We start from the raw sequence: 24,640 nt of genomic DNA, 5'->3' as shown, positions 1-24,640 counted from the left end.
CATTCAAAATACGTATAATCTGTAATGGATTTTATCTTACATCAAGGCTATGAATTTTTACATTGTTAAGCATTACTTTTAATACGTATATCTATGATGCTGTTAGCTAAAAAACTGAACAATCAAATTCTTGAATACATTCTGTTCAAGTGAATAAATTAAGCTTTTAAAGCTTCGATTAATTTATCTAAGCGTATTTGAGCATCGACATTAAATGCATTTGCAGCCTAGTGATACCACCTTTTTGCCCTCTTTAAATCTAGATCTACACCATTACCCAATACATAGATTAATCCAATTCGTTGCGACCATATTGTATTTATGACTTTGCTGATTTCATGACTTTTCGATGAACAAGTGAGCTTTAAATATAAAAAATATGCAATAAAACAACCTAGCCTAGCAGTTAGGATATGCCTCCGGTATTTGAACGTTTTTTTGTGTCATTTTTTTCAATTGCTCTGAAAATTGATCAAAATAAAAAGTATCATCATTAAAAACGGTTAAATAATCACCAGATTTAAAGTGAACTATAAAATCTGAGTAACCTGGCCCTCTTGCTGGTAAAATATTTTGAAATGAAAAGTTTTTAATCTGATTAATATCTAAAATTAGTGCACGTTCTACACCAACAAAACCTATTTTTTTATTCAAATAGTCTAACCAAATTCCACTATTCTCACCCATTAACTCCTTTACTTTCTTAGGAATATACTTAACTCCATCATGCTCAATATGATTCACATTCAAATCAATTTTCTTTTTAAATAATATAAATTTAGTAATCTCAATATTTTCTTCATATTCGTTGTTTTCTAAAAAATATTCATATGTTCGATTATTATAAAAATGGAGTGATGTACTGCCATCATCATCTCCAGACTCTTCATCATAGGTGTAACAAATTGAAGCATCGATACCATTGGCAAAAACAAATCTCAAATAACATTGATCTTGCCTTTCCCAACCATACTGATCAACATCAATATCCTCGTCTAACCACAATTCACGTAGTTCCTTATAACTAGCATCGGTATTAGTTTCATCATATAAATCAACAAAGAATTCTTGCACTGGCCTATTAGAAATTACATTTTCTGCATATAACTCTAATTGATCAACCACAATTCCTTCTATTCTCACTTTATAAATAAACCGTAAATATTGAGTTCCATATTCAGCAAAATAAGCTTCAACAAAACCTAGTTTTTCTAACTGCTCGTACGTTGTATCCCAAGATATCATCTGCTTAGGTTCAGAATATACTTCATAACCTAAATCACCATCAGCCAAATACTCATCCAAAATTGTATAGTTTCGACCAATCTTTTTTGACCAAATTTTTACTTTTGTATCTTCTATATTGGCCTTACTTGCCTCAAAAAATGCTTTATCATCAAACTTATAAATATTTGATAATTCACGATATACCAAATCAAAACCAAGCAACTCTGTTGATATATAGTGTTGCATATCTGTAAAAACATATAGAAATGGGACATTACCTAAAATTTGTACATAAGCAAATTTTAACGAGCTTATATTCACAGTTTCGATCTGATCAAATTGTTTATAAAATAGTGTATTTTTATCTAACCAAATTTCTTTAACATTCATTAATTTCTCGTTATTTTTCTGATTTTTTTATTAAGTAAAGCCGATCAACTGACCGGCTTTTTTTATTCATTGCAAGTTACTGCGCCATCAGCGCTTCAATGTCTTCCACCGACTTGACCACTGCAGCTGTTAAAACACGTGGACCTGCTTTAGTTACAGCCACATCATCTTCAATACGAATACCGATACCACGCCATTTCACATCAACGCTTTCATCATCAGGCGCAATATAGAGCCCCGGTTCAACCGTTACAACCATGCCTTCTTCATAGGCACGCCATTCACCGTCTTGCTTGTATGAACCGACGTCATGCACATCCATACCAAGCCAATGACCCGTACCATGCATATAGAATTGGCGGTAACTTTCTTTTGCGATGATTTCGTCAATATCTCCTTGCATAATGCCAAGATCCAATAAACCTTGAACTAAAATACGTACAGCAACATTATGTGGTTCTTTATAAGAGTTGCCGATACGCACAGCATCAATCGCCGCAATTTGTGCATCAAGTACAACATTATAAAGTGCTTTTTGTTCAGGGCTGAATTTACCGTTGACTGGGAAAGTACGGGTAATGTCTGAGGCATACAGCTGATATTCACATGCTGCATCAATCAGTACCAAATCACCATCTTTGAGTTCTTTGTCATTTTCCACATAGTGCAAAATACAGCCATTTTCACCGCCACCAACAATGCTGTTATAAGACGGTACACAACCATTTTTACCAAACACATAATTCAGTTCAGCTTCCAAAGCATATTCCATCATGCCCGGTTTAACGGTTTGCATTGCACGTGTATGTGCTTCTGCTGAAATATCCGATGCGATTTGCATCATTTCAAGTTCATCTTCAGATTTGTGCAGACGCATTTCATCAATAATACGATCTAGTTGAATGACTTGAGCAGGCGCACTTGCACCCTTACGTGATTCACCACTTGCTGCCGAAATCCACTGCGCCACACGAGCATCAAAATCTGGTTGCTGCCCAATACGGTAGAATAATTTATCTTTATTTTGTAATTTTTCTAAAATTTCTTCATCAAGCAAATCAATGGCATAAGCCTCATCAGCTTCATAATCTTCTACAGCCCCATCTACACCCGCACGGTAACCATTCCAAATTTCCATTTCACGGTCACGTTCACGGCAGAACAAACTATAGCTATAACCTTCTTCTTCGCTATCAAAGGTTTCAATCACTGCAACCGCTTCAGGTTCAGCAAAACCTGTTAAATAAAAGAAACTACTATCAGCTCGAAATTTATAATCTGCGTCGCGATTACGCATGGCTTCTTTGCTCGTGGCAATAATTGCAATACTACGTAGTCCCATTTCACCCGCAAGGATGTCTCGACGTTCTTGAAAATCCGCTTGAGTTAATTTCTTCATTTAAGTACTTCTTATACCTGCTAGCTGATATTGTTTAAATTTTGATTCAATTGAATATGAATCTCTCAATCTATGTGAGGCATGTATAAAAACACGTAATACCTCACATAGATATAAGCAAAATTAATGCCTTAGCTTGGACGATGCGGGGTGAACATTTCAACCACATTACCCACTTGAGCCGATGAATTTTTCGCGCTCAGTTGTAGCAACGGTGTTTCTGAAACATCAACTTTGGTACGTCCCATAGAAAGGCTCACTGGGATTAAACGAACAAATTCGTATAATTCCTGATAGCTTTCTTCACCTTCTTCATCATCATCTGAATCTTCAAATTCTACTGAAGCAACATCTTGTAAATGCTCTATCAATTCTTGTTCATTGGTGCGCAGATGACCTGCCGCTAAACCAAAACCAAGAACAACACCTGCACACCAATCTGCCAAGGCTTGCACACGCTCACCTAGCAAGTGATCATCATCTGGTAATAAAGGAAGATAGTCGAGTTCATCATCTGAAAGTGAATGAGCTACATCTTCTGCTTCTTCAGTCAACAATGCCACCGCATCTTCGTCTAATTCAGCTACATCAAGCGTTGCTAAAATTTGTTGCCACTCTTCACGACTCGGGGGTTGTGACACACAAACTATACCAGTGAGTAGACCATGTAACTCACTTGGGCTTGAAATTTCTTCAATTTTAGAAAAATTCTGGGACCAATCTGACCAACCTGAAATATCGTCTTGCATTCGCTTATCCAATCTCTATACTTCGTATATATTACCTTTGTTTGCAAGACTGTGCGACTACGTTATGTTAGAAGAATTACAGCGTCTCCAAGCGCATATTAGCGTTTTAAAAAAGCGACTGGCGCAATTTGAAAGCGAAAATAATGCCCTACAAGATGAGAAAAACTCGTCTGATGAGCACCATCATGCTCAAATTGTACATAAGAACGGTATTATCACCTCCAAACAAGAAGAAATTGATACGCTGAATGAGCAATTAGCTGATTCACGTGCTCAACTTCAACAGCTGAATACTGATGCAACTGCTTTGGCTGACCGATATAGCCGTCTTGAAAAAAGCTGTACTGATCTAAAAAATCGTTTTCAAGAAATTTTGGCAGAACGTAATGAGCTACGTATCGTTAAAGAAAAGATGCAAAATGAACAGCGTCATGCTCAACAAGAAATTCAAGGTTTGCAGCAAGAACGTGAACGTTTATTGCAAAAAAATGAACATGCCAAAGCAAAAGTTGAAGCGATTATTCAACGTTTAGCTATTTTAGGTACAGCTCAAGATCAACATGCACAAGAAATTCAACAATTGGCACATCCGACTGAAAGTAATGAGGAAGTTTGATCATGAGTGAACAAATTGCAGTTGATTTAAAAGTTCTAGGTCATAGTTTCCGTTTAGCAACGACTTCTGACCAACAAGCCGATTTAGAACGCGCAGCACAATTACTGAATGACAAATACGATGAATTTCGTCGTAAAGCACCACGTATGGAACCGAGTAAGCTGATCATTATGGTTGCACTTGAATTAATGCAAGAAGTCCTGTCAATGAATAAGAGTTTGCAAGAATATGCAAACTGCGAACTTTTGTTGCAAAATATTTTGGAACAAGTTGAAGAATTGACTGATTAATCGGTGGTTTAGTGATTATACTTTGCCCGATTGCTTCATTTTAAACACTTTGTCAGTGTTTGGTGATTTGCCAATAACGCTGAATTCGTTATACTGAGCACATCTCTGAGGTGTTCGCCAGCTAGGTCTAATCCCCTGCCGATACTTAAACTTATGGATGTGTTCTGTATATTCTGAGCGTATGCCCTCCTCGAGTGGGAAACCCAGCGAGTGTACGTCGCGTCCACCTTGAACTCATCGGGTTCAGGGTCACGACATTTGCAGCGGCATCTTCGGAGTGTTTATTTTCCAAATCCTTATTTAAATTATAAGCATTTGATTTAAAAAAACATTTTTTAATTTACTATTCTATTTCCGCGCCACTCTACTTTTGTTCTCCCCTTAATTATTTCATTTAAGTTTGGTTAGTTTAAAAGTGTATTTATTCAAGTTAATTCATTTTTTGAGTTGTTCCAGTTTAGCTAGCTGTCTATCCAAAGCTCTGTCCATTTCAGGAAGTATTTGTCGTAAATATTGAATTGATGAAATGGCTTCATCCAATTTCACGACACCTTTTTTAACCAAGTTATATTGTTGCTCGAGTAGAGCGAGTACTTGATTTTGATTCGGCTGCTGTCCCTGACTCATTAGCGTGTTTATTTGCTGAAATTGTTGATATACCTGTTCACGTTGCTGTAATAGCTCAGAGTGCGTTTCACTGTCGAGTATTGATTGTTTGGAATTAAAACTTGAATGCTGCAATACATTTTCTATAGTTCGCTCTGAACGTATTTCAGACACTTTTTGTTGATCTAACGGTAGCTGTTCATGAACCTCCTGCTGCTTTGGTTTTAATAACTGAATCATCAACAATAAAATCAAGCCAACCACTAACCCGATAACAATCCATTTCTTATACATGATTCAATCTCTAAATGTTCTTCAATTAAAAAATTCAGAGCCGATTTGACTCTGATTTTTCCATTTTCTTTTGATTTAAACTGTTTTACTGACTGCCCCATCCTGCTGGTGCATAACCTAAACGAACACGCTGTGGGTGATTGCCAACTGGAACTGTGATGACTTTTTCACCTGTTGCAAAATCAATCACGGTTACTGCATCTGTGGCACTTTCAGAAATGACACAACGCTTACCATCTGGACTTTGCGTTGCCCAATACGGTTTGCCTGCAGCAATCAATTTCGCCGCGGTCAAAGTTTTACGATCGACGATGGTGGCATAATCATCCATCGTTCCTGCAACACATAGTTTTTCACCATCTCCACTGATCGAAAGCCCATGATGACGTGAGTCATTTACCCATTTGGTGCGATCAGAGGGAATAGTTGTACTTCCCGGAAGCTGTGCAATGCGTGTGACTTTGCCTTTATTGAGATCATATTCGACCAAGCCATTAAAAAATGAGACTTGTGCATAGATTTTGGATTCATCTTTACTAAATACAATCGGTCGAACTGAGTTAGACAGGTCTTTACGTCCTACGGCATCTAAAGCAGGTCTAAAATCGATTTTTTTGAGGACTTTATAGCTTTGAGCATCTGCGATCGTGATGTAGCGTTTGCCTTTGGTAAAGTCTTGCCAAGATGCATCCATGGCTGTTTCGACATTACCAATGGCTGAATTTAAGATTTTAGTACCGTTGGCAAAATAGATATTTTCATGTGGTTTATCGCCCGTCGCAAAACGTCCTAGTTCTTTGCCCGTGTTGATATCAATTATATGTACAACATTCCCCGAAGATGCTGATACTGCAACTTGCTGTCCATCAGGTGAAACTGCCATATGGTCTGCGCGAAATCCTTCAACGGGTGTGCGCCAATTAATTTTTCCTGTTGCTATGTTAATCGAGACTACATCTGCATAACTGGGGCGTGATGCAACCACCGATTTGCCATCTGATGTGGAATACATGTCATCGACCAATTGATCATTTCCCTCTCCTGCCGTATTTCGAATATAGCTATAGGCGATTAATTTTACTGGATTGAGGTAAATTTCAGTGAGCCGTTCTTTTTTGTCGGGCACCATATTGATGACACCAACTTTCTGATAGTTTTTTGCAGGATTGATGACTGTAACCGTACCATCCCAGTTATTGCCGACAAAAAAGACTTGCTGGCTATTGGGTGGAACGGGTGCAGTGGTTGTCGCTGCGAAAGTAAGTGGCGACACCGCAACTGTCATACAAAGAAGTGTCCTGATCCAGAGATTCTTTTTCATTTTTATTGTCCATTAATTTGTTTTTATGCATACCTTTTGAGCTACGTCATCAGATAAGTGTCGCTTTTTAAGCGCAAAGAAAGCTTATTCAATATACAAGTGTAGATATAGCGTATTTGTTTTAATTCCGATGAGTTGTTGATTAAAACCAAGTCTTCAATCTGCATTCACTTTTTGGGAAGCAAAAAAAAGCACCCGAAGGTGCTTTTTTAGTTCATCAAATGATTAGTAAATAATTTGATTATTGTTGATTAGGTCATCTAGTTCGACTTTGCTCGTTTGATTGAGCAAGACTACAAGATCTTGTGATTCATATTCCGTACCTGATGTGCCATCACGGTCAATTGAAATCACAGCTGAATCAGTTTCTTCGTCATATTCAACCGTTACAAACTCTGCAAGATTTGCTTCAGTTGCATCGTCAGAAAGTAAAGATGAGATGTCGATTTGGTCAGCAATAGAAAAATCATTTACGGTTGTTAATGTATTACCGCCCAAATTGTCATCTGCAAGAAGGTCGAAAACAATATCATCACTAATAAGTAAACTTTCACTTTCTAATGAGAATATCGCAAACGATGTTGTCGCAGTCACTGTTTCCTGAATAGGAAGTACATTATTACTGTTTCCTAACTCTGTTTCGAGCTGGGTTGTAAGTACATTTACATCTTGAATTGAGGTTTCAGGGACTGTAACTTTCACGACAAAATCTTCAACTTGACTACTTGAAGTGCCTTGATAAGTATAATACCCATCTGAATCTTTACTTACTGATATACCATTTACCGAAACTTTGGCATCAACTAGAGCATCAAGAGCAGCAGATTTAAATTTCACACCATTTACATTCACATTTGCCTCTGCATCATTTAAAACTTCTGCATGTAAAGTAAATTGTAAAACTTTCTCTGGAGCGCCTGCTTCCGGAGCTACTACACCAAGTTGATCCTGTCCATTTTGATTTTTCTCACCTGTCTTAGCAATTTGAGTTCCATCTGCAAATAGTACACCTTCCAACATATTAATTTGGAAGCTATTTACATTTTGGACACCTGTAATGCTCAAGTTAAAACCATCAATATAGTTGGTCGTATCAGAGTTATTCAAGACCATTGAATTAACTGGATATTTTGCACCTGAATACGGTTCATCAAATACAATCCAATCACTCGGAGTACCTTTTTGACCTCCAAAGTCTTTAGGGAAACTATTTGAGAAATTAAGCCCAAGCTCATTCTGAGTCAGAACTTTGTTAATTTTCTCCCAATTGATAATAATAATTTCAGAAACGTTAATTTCACTTTTCAAATTAGTAAAGATTCTTAGCGCATCGTTAATTTTATTGAAATCATTACCATACTGTGGATCATTGATAATAGCTTGCATCTCTGCAGCAATATCTACAATTTTCGCACCAGCAACAAGATCATTAGAAACATAATTACCTTGTGCATCTTTATAAATTGTACCTAGGTTTGGAACTTTAATCACTGAACTAGATGAACCACCACCAGTTCCACCTGATGTTGACGTTGATACCGAAATTTCACTTGTTAATGTTGCTTTTAACTCAATGAGTTCAGCATTGCCAGTTACAGGAGTTGTAATTTTACCATCAGTAACTTGAAGACTTATCGAAGGCAATGCAGCACCTGAATTTAACTGATCCGCACCTTTCTGAGTTAAGATTACAGATTGATCAACCACTGACAATTGATAGAAACCATCGGCACTCACTGTAGATCCATTCGCAAATGTCACGGTCAGACTATCATTATCTGCATCCGATGCAGCATATGTAGCAATTTTTTGACCGGAAACAGCTGCACCAACAGTGACTACTTCTGGTTCAATTTCAATTTCAGGTGCGACGTTTGTTACAGAAGCAGGATATAAAATTACACCGAACTCTAGTTCTGAACTTGCAGTTGAACCATTCGATTTTTCAGTTGCAACAGATTCAAGCTTCACATTCAACTGTAAAGAATTACCTGTAACAACCAAACTTGGTGGTGCAATCGCCACTAAGCTCGAACCTTCGATACTCATGCCTTCAGCGACAAAACTTAAATTACCATTTGTATCTGCAGTTCCGAGTAATACTCGAGTTCCATCTACAGTAACAGCGTAAATTTGCATTCCTTCAACCAAGCCTGAGAAATTCAGTGTTAAGTTTTCAGAACCATCTTGGTCATTCAATTTCGTATTAAGTAATCCAAGAGAAATATCCTCTCCCACTTCACCACTTAAATTAAAGTAAGGGCGATGGAAGCCATATTGGTCTTTATCAGTAGCATCTTTTTGAAGTAAATCAGAAACAGTCCATTCAACTGAAGGTTGCGTAGCACTATAAAAGTCATTAAGTCCAGCAATAGCAGATTTTAGATCAGGGTAATAAGCAAGCTCTTTGCCTGATTCTTCTACCACTTTGAAGTTATAATTGCCATCACCCTCTGCATTGTGCATGTAGAAATCAAATGTGTAGAATCCTGTTTCTGCTACAGTAAATGTACTATCTACAGATGTAATACCTTTCCAGCTCACATGCTTAGGATCTTCATTACCAATGATTAACATACCACTATCATCAGCCTTACCAGTATATTTATAAACAGTGCCGGCTTCTAAGAATACGTAGCCTGTAATTGCCACACCAGTTTTAGCCGTTATATTGCCTTCTGAAACCAGAGAATTCGTATTACCTGTTGATACGATCTGGTTTTTATATGCAGTCTGCCCAGCATCAGATAATAAATATTCAAAAGCTTTCTTAAGTGCATCTTTAGAAGCACCTGATCCACCATTGGCAGTCAGATTATTGCCATTTACAGTTCCTAAATTACTCCATGTTGTTTTATTAAGGTTAATCACTGTTGGATTCCAATCTAATAAATCTAGAGTTAAGGATGGCTTATCTGCCACTGCATCGACAACAATTTCTAGCTCGCCTGACGTCACATGTTTACCATCAGAAACATTAAATTCTAGGCCTGCATATACTCCGCCGTCAGTTGCTGAAGCTTCGTTAGCATCTGGCGCAAATACAACTTTTCCGGCATTAATATCAGCATAAGTTAGTGTTTGACCCGCGATGATTGGTGTTTTATTCCCAGCAGCATCTACGATTGTCAATACACCGTCTTTTGGCAGATTTGTTACTGTAATAACAAGCTGATCATTTGCTGTATTTGCATCTGAAATACCAAAATGCGCCCATGTTAATGTCACACTTTGATCTTCTCTCGTAACCACTTGGGTTGTCTCAACTTCAGGAGCGATATTGTCCACTGGGACAGTTTTATCTACTTCCTCACCCGGATTGCCTGATTTATCTTCATAGCCATCTGTTGGGACAGTCACTGTAATGTCACCATCAACACCCGGAGGAACTTCACCAGTCACGATATAAGAACCATCAGGTTGTTCCACTGGCGGCGTAAATGGTACTTCGATTGGACCATTTGGACCTTCAACAACAATTTTACCTTCTTCAATCGTGTCAGGGTTCACATCATCTGGATAAGTCACTGTGATCTTACCGTCTGGTGTAATTGTTACTTCAGCGACTGGAGGAACAGCATCTACATCAGCAGAATCTTGATCTAAAGTACCTTTGTTACCTACATCATCTTGATAACTACCCGCTGGAACTGTCACCACGATACCAGTTTCAGTACCTTCAGGAACACGACCTACCAATACAAGTGGATCATCTTGACTTGGGACAAATTCAACAACGATAGGATTACCAGACTTGTCAGTTACTGTGATTTTTCCAGTTTGGATGGTACTTGGATCCGTATCATCTTCAAATGTTAAAGTAATCTGACCATTTGGTGTGATATCGATATCAACATTAGGTGCAATGGTATCTACTGGTTCAGTGACATCAACCTGAGCGCCCGGATTTCCCGTTTCATCGGTATAACTACCAGTCGGAATGCTAACCGTAATATCAGTATCATTTCCGTTCGGTACTTTACCTGTAAAGGTCTTGCCATCTGTCGATGGTGTTAATTCAACCACAACTGGATCGCCATCTTTATCTGTAATGGTGATCGTCGATGTATCAATCGAGTCTGGGTTGGTATCGTCAGGGTATTGAATAACGATGTTACCGTTAGGAGAAATGGTCACCGTTGCAGTCGGTACATCGGTATCAACGTTACCATTCGCTGTTTCAGGTTCACCTGGATTACCTGATTCATCTTCATAAGATGTACCCGGAACGGTCACTGTTACTGTGCCATCTACACCCGGAGGAACTTCACCCGTTACCACATAAGAGCCATCAGGTTGTTTCACTGGTGGTGTAAACGTTACTTCGATCGGACCTTTTGGACCTTCAACAATGATCTTCTCTTCTGTAATCGTATCTGGATCAACATCATCTGGATAAGTCACTGTGATCTTACCATCTGGTGTAACAGTCACTTCGGCTTTAGGTGGAATGGTATCGACAGGAACCGTCGTATCAACCTCTTCACCTGGATTGCCTAAGGTATCTTCATAACTGTCTGTTGGAACTGTAACAGTCACATTACCATCTGTACCTTCAGGAACTTCACCTGTCACCACATATGAACCATCAGGTTGTTTCACTGGTGGGGTAAATGGTACTTCGATTGGACCATTTGGACCTTCAACAACAATTTTACCTTCTTCAATGCTGTCAGGATTGACATCATCTGGATAAGTAATGGTGATTTTACCGTCAGGAGTAATGCTGATTTCTACTTCAGGAGACTGAGTATCGACAGGTTTTGACGTGCTGCCTTTACCGCCTTTATTACCCACTTCATCTTGATACGAACCACTTGGTACAGTTACAGTAATTTGACTATCAATACCATCAGGAACTTGACCAACGAGAGTCAAGCCGTTTTCGCTCGGTGTAAATGTCACAGGTACAGATTTACCATTGCCATCAACAATCACAATTTTTGAGGTATCAATGGTCGATGGAACAACATCGTCTTCGTATTTCAGTGTGATTTGACCTTCTGGCGTGATCACGACTTCAACTTTTGGTGCAATCGTATCGACAGGGTCAGTTTTTACCGAAGTCGTATTGTCATTACCAGTGGTGTCTTTGAAGCTATTTTCAGGCACAGTCACTGTGATATTTTCATCAATCGCATTTGGCACTTTACCTGTGTAAGTCAAGCCATCATTAGATGGAACAAAATCAACCACAATGGTATTGCCCTTGCTATCTTTCACGACAATATCAGTTGGATCGATAGTTGTTTTATCCGTATCAGGTGAATATGTAACGATAATTTCACCATTCGGCTCAATCGTCACTTCAGCCGTTGGAGATTCAGTATCAATCGTTCCTTGTTTTTCAACAGGCTCGCCTGAATTTCCTGTGGTGTCTTCATAAGAATCCGCAGGTACTTTCACCATGATGTCGCCATCTGTGCCTTCTGGCACTTGACCCGTTACCACGTATGAGCCATCTGGTTGTTTCACTGCTGGTGTAAATGGTACTTCGATTGGACCATTTGGACCTTCAACAACTATTTTACCTTGTTCAATCGTGTCTGGTTTAACATCATCAGGATAGGTTACTGTGATCTTACCGTCAGGTGTAATAGTGACTTCAGCTGTTGGTGTATCTGTATCTACAGTACCCGGTTGAGCAACTGGCTCGCCTGAGTTGCCTGTAGTGTCTTCATAAGAACCTGTAGGTATTTTCACCACGATTTCGCCATCTGTACCTTCAGGCACTTCACCTGTTACCACGTATGAACCATCTGGTTGTTTCACTGGTGGTGTAAATGGTACTTCGATTGGACCTTTTGGACCTTCGACCACGATCAACTCTTCTGTAATTGTCGATGGATCGACATCATCAGGATAAGTGACAGTGATCTTACCGTCTGGAGTAATGGTTACAGTTGCTGTTGGTGTATCTGTATCCACAGTACCCGGTTGTTCAACTGGCTCACCTGAGTTACCTGTAGTGTCTTCATAAGAACCCACAGGTACTTTCACAACGATCTCGCCATCAACACCTTCAGGTACTTTCGCAGTGTAGGTACCATCTGGTTGTTTTTCGAAAGTCACATCAGAAATTGGGCCTTTAGGACCTTCAACAACAATACCTGTCGTATCAATCGTGTCAGGATCAGTATCTTCTGGATAAGTCAGTGTGATCTTACCGTTTTCATCGATTTGAACATCAACGACTGGAGATTCTGTATCTACCGTAGCTGGTTGTTTTACAGGTTCGCCTGAGTTGCCTGTAGTGTCTTCATAAGAACCCGCAGGCACTTTCACGACGATGTCGCCATCGATGCCTTCTGGCACTTTCGCTGTAAATGTACCATCAGGTTGCTCTTCAAAGGTTACACCCGGAATCACTTCACCATCTGGACCTTCCACAATAATACCTGTGGTATCAATGGTGTCTGGTTTTGTGTCATCTGGATATGTAATGGTGATCTTACCATCTGGTGTCACAGTCACTTCTGCTACAGGCGGAGCTGTATCCACTGTAACTGTTTCAGAACCTTCTTCACCCGGGTTACCCGCTTTATCTGAATAAGATGCTTCAGGCACTTTTACTGTAATCGAGGTATCTACACCTGTAGGCACTTGACCGGTATAAGTCAAACGATCTTCAGATGGCGTGAAATCAATCACTACTGGTTTGCCGTCTAGACCTGTAATCACGAAGTCTTTTGGATCAATCGTTGCAGGATCGACATCTGGTGCAAATGTTACTTTGATCTCACCTTGTGGAGTGATGTCAATTTGAACTGTTGGTGCATCATTGTCTAAACCAGGATTACGAATCGCATCTTCTGAAGTCACTGTATCTGTTTTCGCAGTTGCAGTGATTGAGTTTTCCGGTTTGATTTCAGTTGCAGGAACTTTCAGTGTCCACTGACCTGTAGGCGTAATATCCGCAGGATCAACAGTATATTCAGTACCGTTCACATCGACAGTAATTGCCGCATTCGGGTTCGAAATTGTACCGGTGATAATGAAATTACCATCTTCATCAGTCAATTCAGCCATTTCTTCTTCATTAATGACATCATCACCCGCAATTACATTGATCGAAATCAATGGTAAAGACACAGTGTCTTTCGTTGGGTTGCCATCTTGGTCTGTTGTAGACGCAGATAAGTCATCACCATCTTTTAATGGAAGTTCAGTCGTTGTTGTCCACGTACCATCTGGACCTGCTTTCACTGGTGGTAATTCTGTACCATCAGGCAAAGTCACAACCACATCATGACCCGGCTCAGTTTTACCTGTAATCACGGTAACGTGCGTACCGTCTTCAGTGGTATTTGGTGTAACAGCTGTGATATTAACCGTGATTAAACGATCACTCTCACCTGAACCTTTATTGCCTGCTTCATCTGTATAACTTTCAGGAAGGACTTCAACAGTTACTGTTTGACCTGGTTCAACTTTCAGTTCAACTGACCATAGACCTGTGGTTTCGTTATAGGTTGGCTGACCCACAACTTGACCACCTGTCACTTTCAAGTCAGCAGAACTGAAGCTTGCAGGATCAATTTTCTCGCTGAATTCAAAAGTCGCTGTTGCTTTGCTATCAGTCGCTTGAGCAAAAATATCGACAGTCACTGTTGGCGCAATGGTATCTACATCTACAGTTTCTTTATCAGTTACACCTGGGTTACCCACCAAGTCAGTGTATGAACCTGTTGGAACTTCAACTGTAATTTGCTCATCCACACCTGAAGGGATTTTACCTGTATAAGTCAAACCATCTTCAGAAGGTGTTAGCGTCACTTCAATAGGTTTGCCGTCTTTATCAGTGATAATAATTGTTTCAGGGTCAATCGATTTCGGATCAACATCATCTTCAAATTTCACCACGATATCGCCTGTAGGCGTTAAAGTGATTTCAACAGTTGGCGCGATGGTATCGACAGGATATTTACCTGTACTTGGTGTACCTGGGTTTCCTGTCAAATCTTCATAAGAGCCTGCTGGTACATCGACAGTCACTTTACCATCGATACCTTCTGGCACTTTAGCGGTATACGTTAAGCCGTCTGGTGATGGCGTTAACTCAACAGTGATCTCTTTCCCTGTAGGATCTTTCACCACAATCGCATCTGGTTTGATGGTTTTCGGATCTGTATCTTCAGGATAAGTCACGGTGATATTGCCTTGCGGATCAACCGTTACAGTCACTTCAGGTACATCAGTATCAACCAACTTGCTGTCGATATCATATTGACCTTCATTACCTGTTTTATCTTGGTAACTGCCTTCAGGCACGATCACGGTCACTTTTGAATCTACATTTGGTGGAATTTGACCTGTCAGGGTTAAACCATCTGGAGATACCGTTAATTCAACTTTAATCGGATTACCATTTTCATCTGTAATCACGATGTCTTTTGGATCAATCGTAGTTTGATCGACATCGTCTTCATATTGAATAACAATCGAACCTTGTGGTGTTAAGGTGATTTCAACACTTGGACGGTCAGTATCGACATTGCCTTGAGTTTCACCCAATTTACCCGGATTGCCAATCAAGTCTTCATACGAACCTTCTGGCACGGTAACAGTCACTTGACCGTCAACACCTTCAGGGACTTTCGCGGTCACAACAACAGTGCCATCTGTTTGTACTTCAGGCGTACCAAATTCAACTGTGATTGGGCCTTTAGGACCTTCAACCGTAATCGTGCTAGTACCAATAGTCGTTGGATCAGTATCTTCAGGATAAGTCAGGATAATATCGCCATTCGGAGTGATTTCCACACCGACTTGTGGACGATCTGTATCCACTGAGCCTTTGCCTTCGCCTGCTTTACCCGGATTTCCTGTAAGGTCTTCATACGAGTTTTCAGGAACTTCAACCGTTACTGTACCGTCTATACCTTCTGGCACTTGACCTGTATACGTTAAGCCATCTTCTGACGGTGTTAAAGTCACAGTGATCTCATTACCTTCAGGGTCTTTCACCACAATCTTATCTTTCGTGATTGATGTTGGATCGGTATCTTCAGGATAAGTTACGACGATTTGACCTTCAGGCGTCACAGTCACTTCGACTTGTGGACGGTCTGTATCGACATCACCTTTACCTTCGCCTGCTTTACCCGGATTACCTGTAAGGTCTTCATATGAATTTTCAGGAACTTCAACCGTTACTGTACCATCCACACCTTCTGGAACTTGACCTGTATAGGTTAAGCCGCCTTCTGACGGGGTTAAAATCACAGTGATCTCATTACCTTCAGGGTCTTTCACCACGATCTTGTCTGTTGTGATTGAGGTTGGATCGGTGTCTGTAGGATATTCAACAATGATTTGACCTTCAGGCGTCACAGTCACTTCGACTTGAGGGCCATCAGTATCGACATCACCTTTGCCTTCACCAGCTTTACCCGGGTTACCTGTAAGGTCTTCATAAGAATTTTCAGGAACTTCAACAGTGACTGTTCCATCCACACCATCTGGAACTTGACCTGTATAGGTTAAGCCCCCTTCCGACGGAGTTAAAGTCACAGTGATTTCATTACCTTCAGGGTCTTTCACCACAATCTTATCTGTTGTAATCGACGTTGGATCGGTATCTGTAGGATATTCAACAATGATTTGACCTTCAGGCGTTACCGTTACTTCAACTTGTGGACGGTCTGTATCTACATCACCTTGGCCTTCGCCTGCTTTACCCGGATTACCAGTAATGTCTTCATACGAGTTTTGAGGAACTTCAACTGTTACTTTATCCTCAATACCTTCTGGCACTTTACCCGTTACCGTGATTGAACCGTCTGGTTGAGTTTCAGGTGTACCAAACTCAACGACGATGTCATTGCCATTTGGATCTTTTACCGTAATTGTGTCGGTAGTTATCGATGATGGATCAGTATCATCTGGATAAGTTAAAACAATGTCACCATTTGGTGTCACGGTTACTTCAACTTGTGGGCGATCTGTATCTACAAAACCCTCACCGACACCGACTTGACCTGGGTTGCCTGTAAGGTCTTCATAAGAACCTTCAGGCACTTCTACAGTCACATTACCGTCGATGCCTTCAGGCACTTTACTTGTATAGGTTAAGCCATTATCTGATGGTGTTAACGTTACAGTGATGTCATTACCTGATGGGTCTTTAACGATAATGTCTTGAGGATCAATGGTCGTTGGATCAGTATCTTCAGGATAAGTCACGATGATTTGACCTTCAGGTGTCACCGTTACTTCAACTTGTGGACGATCTGTATCCACATCTCCTTCGCCTGTTCCAGCTTTACCCGGATTACCCGTTAAGTCTTCGTATGAATTTGTAGGAACTGAAACCGTTACCTTACCGTCAATACCTTCTGGCACTTGACCTGTGTACGTTAAGCCATCTGCAGATGGTGTTAACTCAACAATGATCACATTGCCTAGTGGATCTTTAACCACGATGTCTTTTGGATCAATAGTCTTCGGATCAACATCATCTTCATAAGTCACCACAATTTCACCTTGCGGTGTAATGGTCACATTTACTGTAGGTGAAGTTGTATCAACAGATTCACTTGCAGAACCTTTAGTACCATTGTTACCACTGAAATCTTGATAACTGTCTTTTGGTACAAGTACAGTCACTTTGCCATCCACTGGGCTTGTGATTTTACCTGTAACAGTTAAGCCATCTTCAGATACTGTGTATTCCACAGTAACTTTCTTACCGAACTGATCAACCACTGTATAATCTGCAACATCAACCGTTGAAGGATTAACATCCGATTCGTATTTAATGCTAATCAGACCTTGTTCTGTCATTTCAACAGTCACAGTCGGTGCTTGATTATCTAAACCAGGTTGACGTTCAGCTGTATTTGACGTTGCTGTATCTGTGGTTGCTTGTGCAGTCACGGTGTTGCTTTCTTTCACATCTGCAACAGGAACACGGATGCTCCATTGACCTTGTGGAGTCACAGTCACTTGTGAACCGCTATAAGGCGTACCATTAAAGTTCACAATCAAATCTGCAGCAGGATTACTGATCGTACCTGTCACTGTAATAAAGTTTTGACCATCTACAGTTTCAGTTAAATCAGCCAATTCTGTTTCATTGATGACATCATCACCCGCCACAACATCGATATAAACGAATGGCAATTCAACTTCATCACCAGTGCTGACGACATCACCATTTTTATCTTCATAAGTGGTTGTCGCAGAAACTTCGTTACCATCTTTCAAAATACCCGGAACGGTTAATTCCCACAGACCATCTGGGCCTGATTGTACTGTTAATGGTGTATCTTGACCCGGAACGAGTACACTCACTTTGCTATTTGGCTCTGTCTTACCTGTAATAACAGTAATATCATCGCCATTCGCATCTGTATTTGGCGTTACACCGGTAATTTTGAGTGTAATCAATTGATCTTGATCACCCTTACCTGTGTTACCCGCAACATCGCTATAACTGTCATCTTTCACTTCAACAGATACGGTTACACCTGGCTCAGTTTTAAGTTCAACAGTCCACGTAAACTCATCGACTTGGGTAATAGCACCAACTACCTTACCACCCGTAACAATCAAATCATTCGTAGAGAAAGTTGCAGGATCAATTTTTTCTGTAAAGGTAAATGTAGCCGTTGCTGAAGTATGATCCGCAGATGAAGAGGTCACCGTTACAGCAACTTCAGGCGCAATCGTATCTACAGTCGTTGTATCCTGACCTTCAACACCTGGGTTACCATTTACATCTTCATATGAACCTTCAGGTACAGTGACAGTAATTGAACCATCAACACCTTCAGGAACTTTACCCGTTACCGTGATTGAACCGTCTGGTTGAGTGACTGGTGTACCAAAGTCAACCACGATGTCTTTACCCGTAGGGTCTTTAACCGTGATTTTGTCAGTGGTGATTGAAGACGGATCTGTGTCATCTGGGTAAGTCAATACGATGTCACCATTTGGTGTCACGCTTACTTCAACTTGTGGACGGTCAGTATCAACTGTACCTGTACCCGTACCCGGTTGACCTGGGTTACCCGTTGTATCTTCATACGAACCTTCTGGCACAGTGACAGTAATTGTGCTGTCCGTACCTTCTGGTACTTTACCCATTACCGTGATTGAACCGTCTGGTTGAGTTTCAGGTGTACCAAACTCAACCACGATGTCTTTGCCATTTGGATCTTTAACCGTAATTTGGTCAGGCGTAATTGTGGATGGATCGGTGTCATCAGGGTAAGTCAGTACGATGTCACCATTCGGTGTCACAGTCACTTCAACTTGTGGACGCTCAGTATCTACTGTACCCGTACCTGTACCCGGTTGACCTGGGTTACCCGTTGTATCTTCATACGAACCTTCTGGCACAGTGACAGTAATTGTGCTGTCCGTACCTTCTGGCACTTTACCCGTTACCGTGATTGAACCGTCTGGTTGAGTTTCAGGTGTACCAAACTCAACCACGATGTCTTTGCCATTTGGATCTTTAACCGTAATTTGGTCAGGCGTAATTGTGGATGGATCGGTATTCTTCGGGTAGGTCAGAACAATCGTACCATCAGGCGTAATGCTGACTTCAACTTGTGGGCGTTCTACCGGTGGTTTTGATGAATTGCTATCACTTGAACCACCAGCCAAACCAATCCCGCCAGCAACTAAACCTCCACCCACTAACCATGGCACTAGCCCACCAAAACTAGAAGATGCTGGTGGTAATAAAACTTCTAAACCTGCAATTTCTTTAAAGCTCGCAACACCATTCGTAAAATCGAACCATAAGAATGCACATTCATCATCTTCAAAAACTAAATCAGAAACTAAACCGTCTTCATATTGTGCAAAAAAATTCTCAATGGTAATTACTTCACCATTTTTCAATTTAATTATTAATGTATTACCGTCTTGTAAAAACTCTTGAACATCTTCTCTATGTAATTTGGTTTGAATTATTGATGCATCTTCCAAAACAATACGGTTAGCAGACAAGCTAACCTTATTCAGAGTAATTTTATCAACTACAACCAATTCTTTCATATTAATTCGCCATTATTAATTTAGTAACATCTAGTAACGAGTCTAACAAAGTGTTATTTTTTCCTCAATAAAGTTCTTTCAATATATTTCTTTAAATAATGTTTTTAATATTATTTAGACGATTGTTTATCCTTATTGCATTAATCGGAATTCATTATGTATAAGACTTTCACTACCATTGCGTTAAGCGCATCACTTGTTGCATGTTCAACTTTTCCTGGCGTAAATAAGTATGCAAAACCAGATAATTTGTTGTTTCAAAACAATAGGATTGATGCATACAAAATACATGTTCAACGTGATGAAAAATTATGCGCAGATGATCAAGCTAAGAACCAAAAATGTGCAACTAAGCTCTATATAGATGAATTTAAAGCGGGTGATTTTTATATTAATAATTCTGCTGATTTTTATTTAAAAGAAGGCGAATACCAATTTAAGGTGAAAAATTGTACAAATCATTGTGAAAATTATTCAGTTAGCTATTGTGTAAACGAAAAGTCACTTTTGAATAACTTATTACTTACAGTTGATAATAACGGCAAACCCGTTATATTAAATAATGATGGCACTAGGATTAATAATTGCCCGATTAGAGAAAATGCTCTAAAAAATGCAATAAAACCAATTGAACCGAGTTTAGATAATATAAACTTAGCTGCCGATTCTTTATTTAAATTTAATGGTGGCAAACTAAACGATTTACTTCCTGCAGGTAAATCAAGCTTGAATGAACTAGCAACTAAACTTAATAACCAATATGCACGTATTGATATGATTAAGCTTACCGGACATACCGACCGTTTAGGCAGTGAAAAATATAATCAGCAACTTGCATTGCAACGTGCACTAACTGTCAAAAATTACTTAATGAACCAAGGGATTGCTGCTGATAAATTAAGTTTCGCTTCAGCAGGTGAAACTCAGCCTGTAACCAATGGTTGTTTTGATGTGCAAGATCGAAATGCCTTAAAAGCTTGCTTACAAGCAGACCGCCGTGTTGATGTGCAAATTCTTGGTATAAAAAAACCTTAAATAAGTATGCGTTCCTTAAGCTAACTAGTGTTTAAGGAACGCTTTATATAAAAAAGATAAAACCTATTTTTTCGGACTTTTAAGCTTGAACGAGTTAAAATGCCTTGAGAATTTTGTGCTACTTTGAAATGAATCATGACTTTCAGCATCACCAGCCTTCGTAAACAACTCCGCAAGCAGCGTCGTAGCCTAAACCTATGGACCCAACGACAAGCTGAACAACAAGTCCTACAGCGTTTAGTCAGACTCAGTCATTTTCAGAGCAGTCAGCATATAGGCGTGTATTTACATGCATTCGGTGAAATTCACACTCAAAAGATCATCCACTACTGTTTTGCGCATCAAAAACACGTGTATTTACCCATGATTTGCAACATGAATCAGCAACTGGTTTGGGTTGAAATCTCACGTCATCAATACATCAACAAACGTTTTTCTCATCACCCACTCGGTATGAAAGAACCGATGGCAAGTCGTGGGAAGCATGTTTCTCATCTTGACCTTTTAATCATGCCCTTACTCGCTTGCGACAAGTACGGCACACGTATTGGTATGGGGGGTGGCTTCTACGATAAAACATTAGCAACAGCCCACTCTACCCCCTACCGTTTAGGACTTGGTCATGATTTTCAACTCATTCAAGACCCCTTGGTCCGAGAGGCATGGGATCAACCGCTAGATGGCTTTATTAGCCCATCTCAAACTTTAAGATTCAAACGTTAATTTGATATTTTTGACACTGAGTTACACTTAAAAATCACATATTTAGTCATTTTTTACACATTTTAATTGGCATGACCCTTGTAATTTAAAAAATACACATCACTATAAAAAACATGGCAACACCGTTGTCACTCATTAGGAGTGCCCATGTCTGAGATTATTATGAATGAAGAAAGCTTGGAAACTACAATTCCGAGCGTATTACCGCTCTTAGCGCTACGAGATGTGGTTGTATATCCTCACATGCAAATTGCACTGTTTGTGGGTCGTGAAAAGTCGATCAATGCAGTCAATGTCGCACGTGACAGTGACAATCTTGTATTCGTAGTTGCACAAAAAGATTCGCTTACAGAAGAAATTGATCACGACAATTTATATCAATACGGTACTGTCGCGAAGATTGTGCAAGTTGTGAATCATGAGAATGATGAAAACTGTATAAAAGTACTGATTGAAGGTTTATATCGTGCCAAGTTAGAAAAAATTATCGATACCGATGATTACCTGACTGCCGAGCATTCATTAAGCCCAATGACGGTTTCTGTTGACTCAGAAACTCAGAATAATCGTGTGGAAGAATTACGCACCTTATTTGCTCAATATGCAGAAGCAAAATTGCGTAACGCACGTGAATTGATTGCAGCAGCCAATAAAATTGATGATTTGCTACAATTATTATTCTTCGTAGCAACACGCGTGCCTTTGAATATTGATGTAAAACAAAAATTCTTAGAGCATGATGAATTTGAAGCACATTTAGCTGAGCTGATGACGTATTTATTACAACAGTCAGAAGAACAGCAAATTGAGCAAACCTTACATGATTCTGTAAAACGCCAAATGGAAAAGAATCAGCGTGAATACTTCTTAAATGAAAAAATGAAGGTCATTCAACGCGAACTTTCTGACATGAATGGCGGTGGTGAGGATGACGTTGCAGAAATTGAAAAACGTCTAGCTGAAGCCGATTTACCTGAACATGTACGCAAGAAAGCTGAAAATGAGTTCCGTAAGCTAAAAGCAATGCAACCTGCTTCGAGCGAAGCGGCTGTCGTGCGTAACTATCTAGAAGTTATTTTAGATACGCCGTGGAACAAAGCCAGCAAAGTAAGCATTAACCTTGCGAAAGCTCAAGATATTCTTGATGCCGATCACTATGGTTTAGACGACGTGAAAGACCGCATTGTGGAATACCTTGCTGTTCAATCACGTGTAAAAAAACTTCGTGGTCCAATCCTGTGCTTAGTTGGTCCTCCAGGTGTAGGTAAAACTTCACTCGGTGAATCTGTTGCCAAAGCAACTGGTCGTGAATTTGTCCGTATGGCGCTTGGCGGCGTACGTGATGAAGCTGAAATCCGTGGTCACCGTCGTACTTATATTGGTGCTATGCCAGGTAAAATTGTGCAATCTTTGTCTAAGGTTGGCGTAAAGAACCCTCTGTTCTTACTCGATGAAATTGACAAAATGGCGCAAGACTACCGTGGAGACCCTGCTTCAGCATTGCTTGAAGTCCTAGATCCATCACAAAACAGCAAGTTCAATGATCACTACTTAGATCTTGATCTAGACCTTTCTGAAGTGATGTTCATCTGTACTGCAAACAGCATGAATATTCCAGAAGCTTTGCTTGACCGTATGGAAGTGATTCGTCTACCGGGTTACACCGAAGATGAAAAAGTGAATATTGCTGAACGTTACCTTGTTCCAAAAGCCATCAAGAATAATGGCCTACGTGCAAAAGAATTAACCGTTCACGAAGAAGCTATTCGCGATATCGTACAACGTTATACACGTGAAGCCGGTGTTCGTAGCTTAGAACGCGAAGTGTCAAAAATTGCACGTAAAGTGGTAAAAGAAGCAGTGAGCAAGAAAGCGAAAAATCTTCAAATTGAAGTGAATTCGAAAAATCTTCCTGACTACTTAGGTCCACACAAATTCGACTTCGGTATGGCCGAAGAAGAAGCTGAAGTGGGTCGTGTAAACGGCTTGGCATGGACATCTGTTGGTGGTGAACTGCTAACGATTGAAGTTGCGGCAGTAAAAGGTAAAGGCAAGTTCATTACCACCGGTTCTCTTGGCGATGTCATGAAAGAATCGATCACAGCAGCGATGACCGTTGTACGTACCCGTGCAGATGAACTGGGTATTGAAGCGATTCGCTTTGAAGAAACTGATGTACACGTGCATTTACCAGAAGGCGCAACACCGAAAGATGGTCCATCTGCTGGTTTGGCCCTGACCACTGCTCTGGTTTCAGCGTTTACAGGCATTGCGATTCGTCCAGATATTGCGATGACAGGTGAAACCAGTCTTGGTGGCCGTGCAATGCGCATTGGTGGTTTAAAAGAGAAACTTCTCGCTGCTCACCGTGGTGGCATCAAGCTTGTCTTTATCCCACAAGATAATGTTCGTGACTTAACTGAGATTCCAGACAATGTCAAAGAAGGTCTAGAAATTAAACCAGTGAAATCGATTGATGAGATTTTACCTCTAGCCTTGGTTGATATGCCGAAACCTCTTGCAAAGACACCGATTGTCAAAGCAACTGAAGGTGGCAAAGCTGCTCGTCACTAAGCGCTAACAACTAGCAATAAAAGAAAAAAAGCCCTGTTTGGACAGGGCTTTTTTTATCCATTATTCATACTGAATATTCTAAACTTGTCGTTCAAATCCATCGCTATGACAAGACTCAAGACAATAGCTACAACCTTTAATTGGATAACTATTTCAAATTTGACGTCAAGATCAAGAATAGCCAATTAGAAAGTCTTACAAAATTTGAATACTATTACTTGAAATATCGCCCTCTATCCCACATATATAGTAGAGAGATATACGCGCTGTATGTTTCTTTATTGGTTCCAATCACGTCTAAAAGCGTGATGATCATTGGAACAAGATGGTCATCTACATCTCCAGGTAGATGACCTTTTATCGCAGTCCACAGGCTTTCGGGGCTGCGTTTTTTATGTCATGTTT

The 24,640-nt window shown here is 40.1% G+C and carries 11 protein-coding genes and 1 other RNA gene; 6 read left to right on the top strand and 6 right to left on the bottom strand.

Features of this window, described 5'->3' with window-relative positions; translation table 11 throughout:
* Window positions 1–399: 399 nt before the first annotated feature.
* From AC25JC_RS05400 to AC25JC_RS05390, 3 genes are all read right to left on the bottom strand, one after another.
* The gene (locus AC25JC_RS05400; RefSeq protein WP_486923608.1) at window positions 400–1,617 is read right to left on the bottom strand and encodes a hypothetical protein; all 1,218 of its coding nucleotides are present in this window, start codon (window positions 1,615–1,617) and stop codon (window positions 400–402) included.
* Between the two features lie 76 nt (window positions 1,618–1,693).
* Window positions 1,694–3,016: a Xaa-Pro aminopeptidase gene (pepP, locus tag AC25JC_RS05395; RefSeq protein WP_486923607.1), complete on the bottom strand. Its 1,323-nt coding sequence runs from the start codon at window positions 3,014–3,016 to the stop codon at window positions 1,694–1,696.
* A gap of 131 nt (window positions 3,017–3,147) precedes the next feature.
* Complete coding sequence (locus AC25JC_RS05390; protein WP_111885849.1) at window positions 3,148–3,765, bottom strand: UPF0149 family protein; 618 nt, start codon at window positions 3,763–3,765, stop codon at window positions 3,148–3,150.
* Window positions 3,766–3,829: 64 nt separating this feature from the next.
* Here AC25JC_RS05390 and AC25JC_RS05385 point away from each other — a divergent pair, with 64 nt between their 5' ends.
* The 3 genes from AC25JC_RS05385 to ssrS all read left to right on the top strand — a co-directional run bounded on the left by AC25JC_RS05385 (window position 3,830) and on the right by ssrS (window position 4,953).
* Window positions 3,830–4,381, top strand: a complete 552-nt coding sequence (locus tag AC25JC_RS05385) for a hypothetical protein (RefSeq protein WP_486923606.1) — start codon at window positions 3,830–3,832, stop codon at window positions 4,379–4,381.
* 2 nt (window positions 4,382–4,383) lie between these two features.
* Window positions 4,384–4,671, top strand: coding sequence for a cell division protein ZapA (locus AC25JC_RS05380; RefSeq protein WP_168378082.1), 288 nt, complete (start codon window positions 4,384–4,386; stop codon window positions 4,669–4,671).
* A gap of 99 nt (window positions 4,672–4,770) precedes the next feature.
* A non-coding RNA gene (ssrS, locus tag AC25JC_RS05375) (6S RNA) lies at window positions 4,771–4,953 on the top strand.
* Between the two features lie 153 nt (window positions 4,954–5,106).
* Here ssrS and AC25JC_RS05370 read toward each other — a convergent pair.
* The 3 genes from AC25JC_RS05370 to AC25JC_RS05360 form a co-directional block, all read right to left on the bottom strand.
* The gene (locus tag AC25JC_RS05370; protein WP_249681167.1) at window positions 5,107–5,571 is read right to left on the bottom strand and encodes a hypothetical protein; all 465 of its coding nucleotides are present in this window, start codon (window positions 5,569–5,571) and stop codon (window positions 5,107–5,109) included.
* A gap of 85 nt (window positions 5,572–5,656) precedes the next feature.
* A complete protein-coding gene (locus AC25JC_RS05365; protein ID WP_486923634.1) occupies window positions 5,657–6,856 on the bottom strand; it encodes a YncE family protein in 1,200 nt (399 codons plus the stop codon).
* A gap of 261 nt (window positions 6,857–7,117) precedes the next feature.
* A complete protein-coding gene (locus AC25JC_RS05360; RefSeq protein ID WP_486923605.1) occupies window positions 7,118–19,903 on the bottom strand; it encodes an Ig-like domain-containing protein in 12,786 nt (4,261 codons plus the stop codon).
* A gap of 156 nt (window positions 19,904–20,059) precedes the next feature.
* Between AC25JC_RS05360 and AC25JC_RS05355 the strand changes: the two genes are divergently transcribed.
* From AC25JC_RS05355 to lon, 3 genes are all read left to right on the top strand, one after another.
* The gene (locus AC25JC_RS05355; protein WP_486923604.1) at window positions 20,060–20,938 is read left to right on the top strand and encodes an OmpA family protein; all 879 of its coding nucleotides are present in this window, start codon (window positions 20,060–20,062) and stop codon (window positions 20,936–20,938) included.
* Between the two features lie 135 nt (window positions 20,939–21,073).
* Complete coding sequence (locus tag AC25JC_RS05350; RefSeq protein ID WP_486923603.1) at window positions 21,074–21,661, top strand: 5-formyltetrahydrofolate cyclo-ligase; 588 nt, start codon at window positions 21,074–21,076, stop codon at window positions 21,659–21,661.
* A gap of 147 nt (window positions 21,662–21,808) precedes the next feature.
* Window positions 21,809–24,235 carry an endopeptidase La gene (gene lon, locus AC25JC_RS05345; RefSeq protein WP_486923602.1) on the top strand — a complete coding sequence of 809 codons (2,427 nt, stop codon included), beginning with the start codon at window positions 21,809–21,811 and terminating at the stop codon, window positions 24,233–24,235.
* The last annotated feature ends 405 nt before the right edge of the window (window positions 24,236–24,640 follow it).

The sequence above is a fragment of the Acinetobacter sp. P37 genome (assembly GCF_057480965.1).
This window is presented reverse-complemented; position numbering and strand designations above follow the sequence as displayed.

Coding starts and splice junctions, on each gene's coding strand:
- AC25JC_RS05400 (WP_486923608.1), bottom strand. CDS start 1,617: ATGAATGTTAAAGAAATTTGGTTAGATAAAAATACACTATTTTATAAA.
- pepP (WP_486923607.1), bottom strand. CDS start 3,016: ATGAAGAAATTAACTCAAGCGGATTTTCAAGAACGTCGAGACATCCTT.
- AC25JC_RS05390 (WP_111885849.1), bottom strand. CDS start 3,765: ATGCAAGACGATATTTCAGGTTGGTCAGATTGGTCCCAGAATTTTTCT.
- AC25JC_RS05385 (WP_486923606.1), top strand. CDS start 3,830: ATGTTAGAAGAATTACAGCGTCTCCAAGCGCATATTAGCGTTTTAAAA.
- AC25JC_RS05380 (WP_168378082.1), top strand. CDS start 4,384: ATGAGTGAACAAATTGCAGTTGATTTAAAAGTTCTAGGTCATAGTTTC.
- AC25JC_RS05370 (WP_249681167.1), bottom strand. CDS start 5,571: ATGTATAAGAAATGGATTGTTATCGGGTTAGTGGTTGGCTTGATTTTA.
- AC25JC_RS05365 (WP_486923634.1), bottom strand. CDS start 6,856: ATGACAGTTGCGGTGTCGCCACTTACTTTCGCAGCGACAACCACTGCA.
- AC25JC_RS05360 (WP_486923605.1), bottom strand. CDS start 19,903: ATGAAAGAATTGGTTGTAGTTGATAAAATTACTCTGAATAAGGTTAGC.
- AC25JC_RS05355 (WP_486923604.1), top strand. CDS start 20,060: ATGTATAAGACTTTCACTACCATTGCGTTAAGCGCATCACTTGTTGCA.
- AC25JC_RS05350 (WP_486923603.1), top strand. CDS start 21,074: ATGACTTTCAGCATCACCAGCCTTCGTAAACAACTCCGCAAGCAGCGT.
- lon (WP_486923602.1), top strand. CDS start 21,809: ATGTCTGAGATTATTATGAATGAAGAAAGCTTGGAAACTACAATTCCG.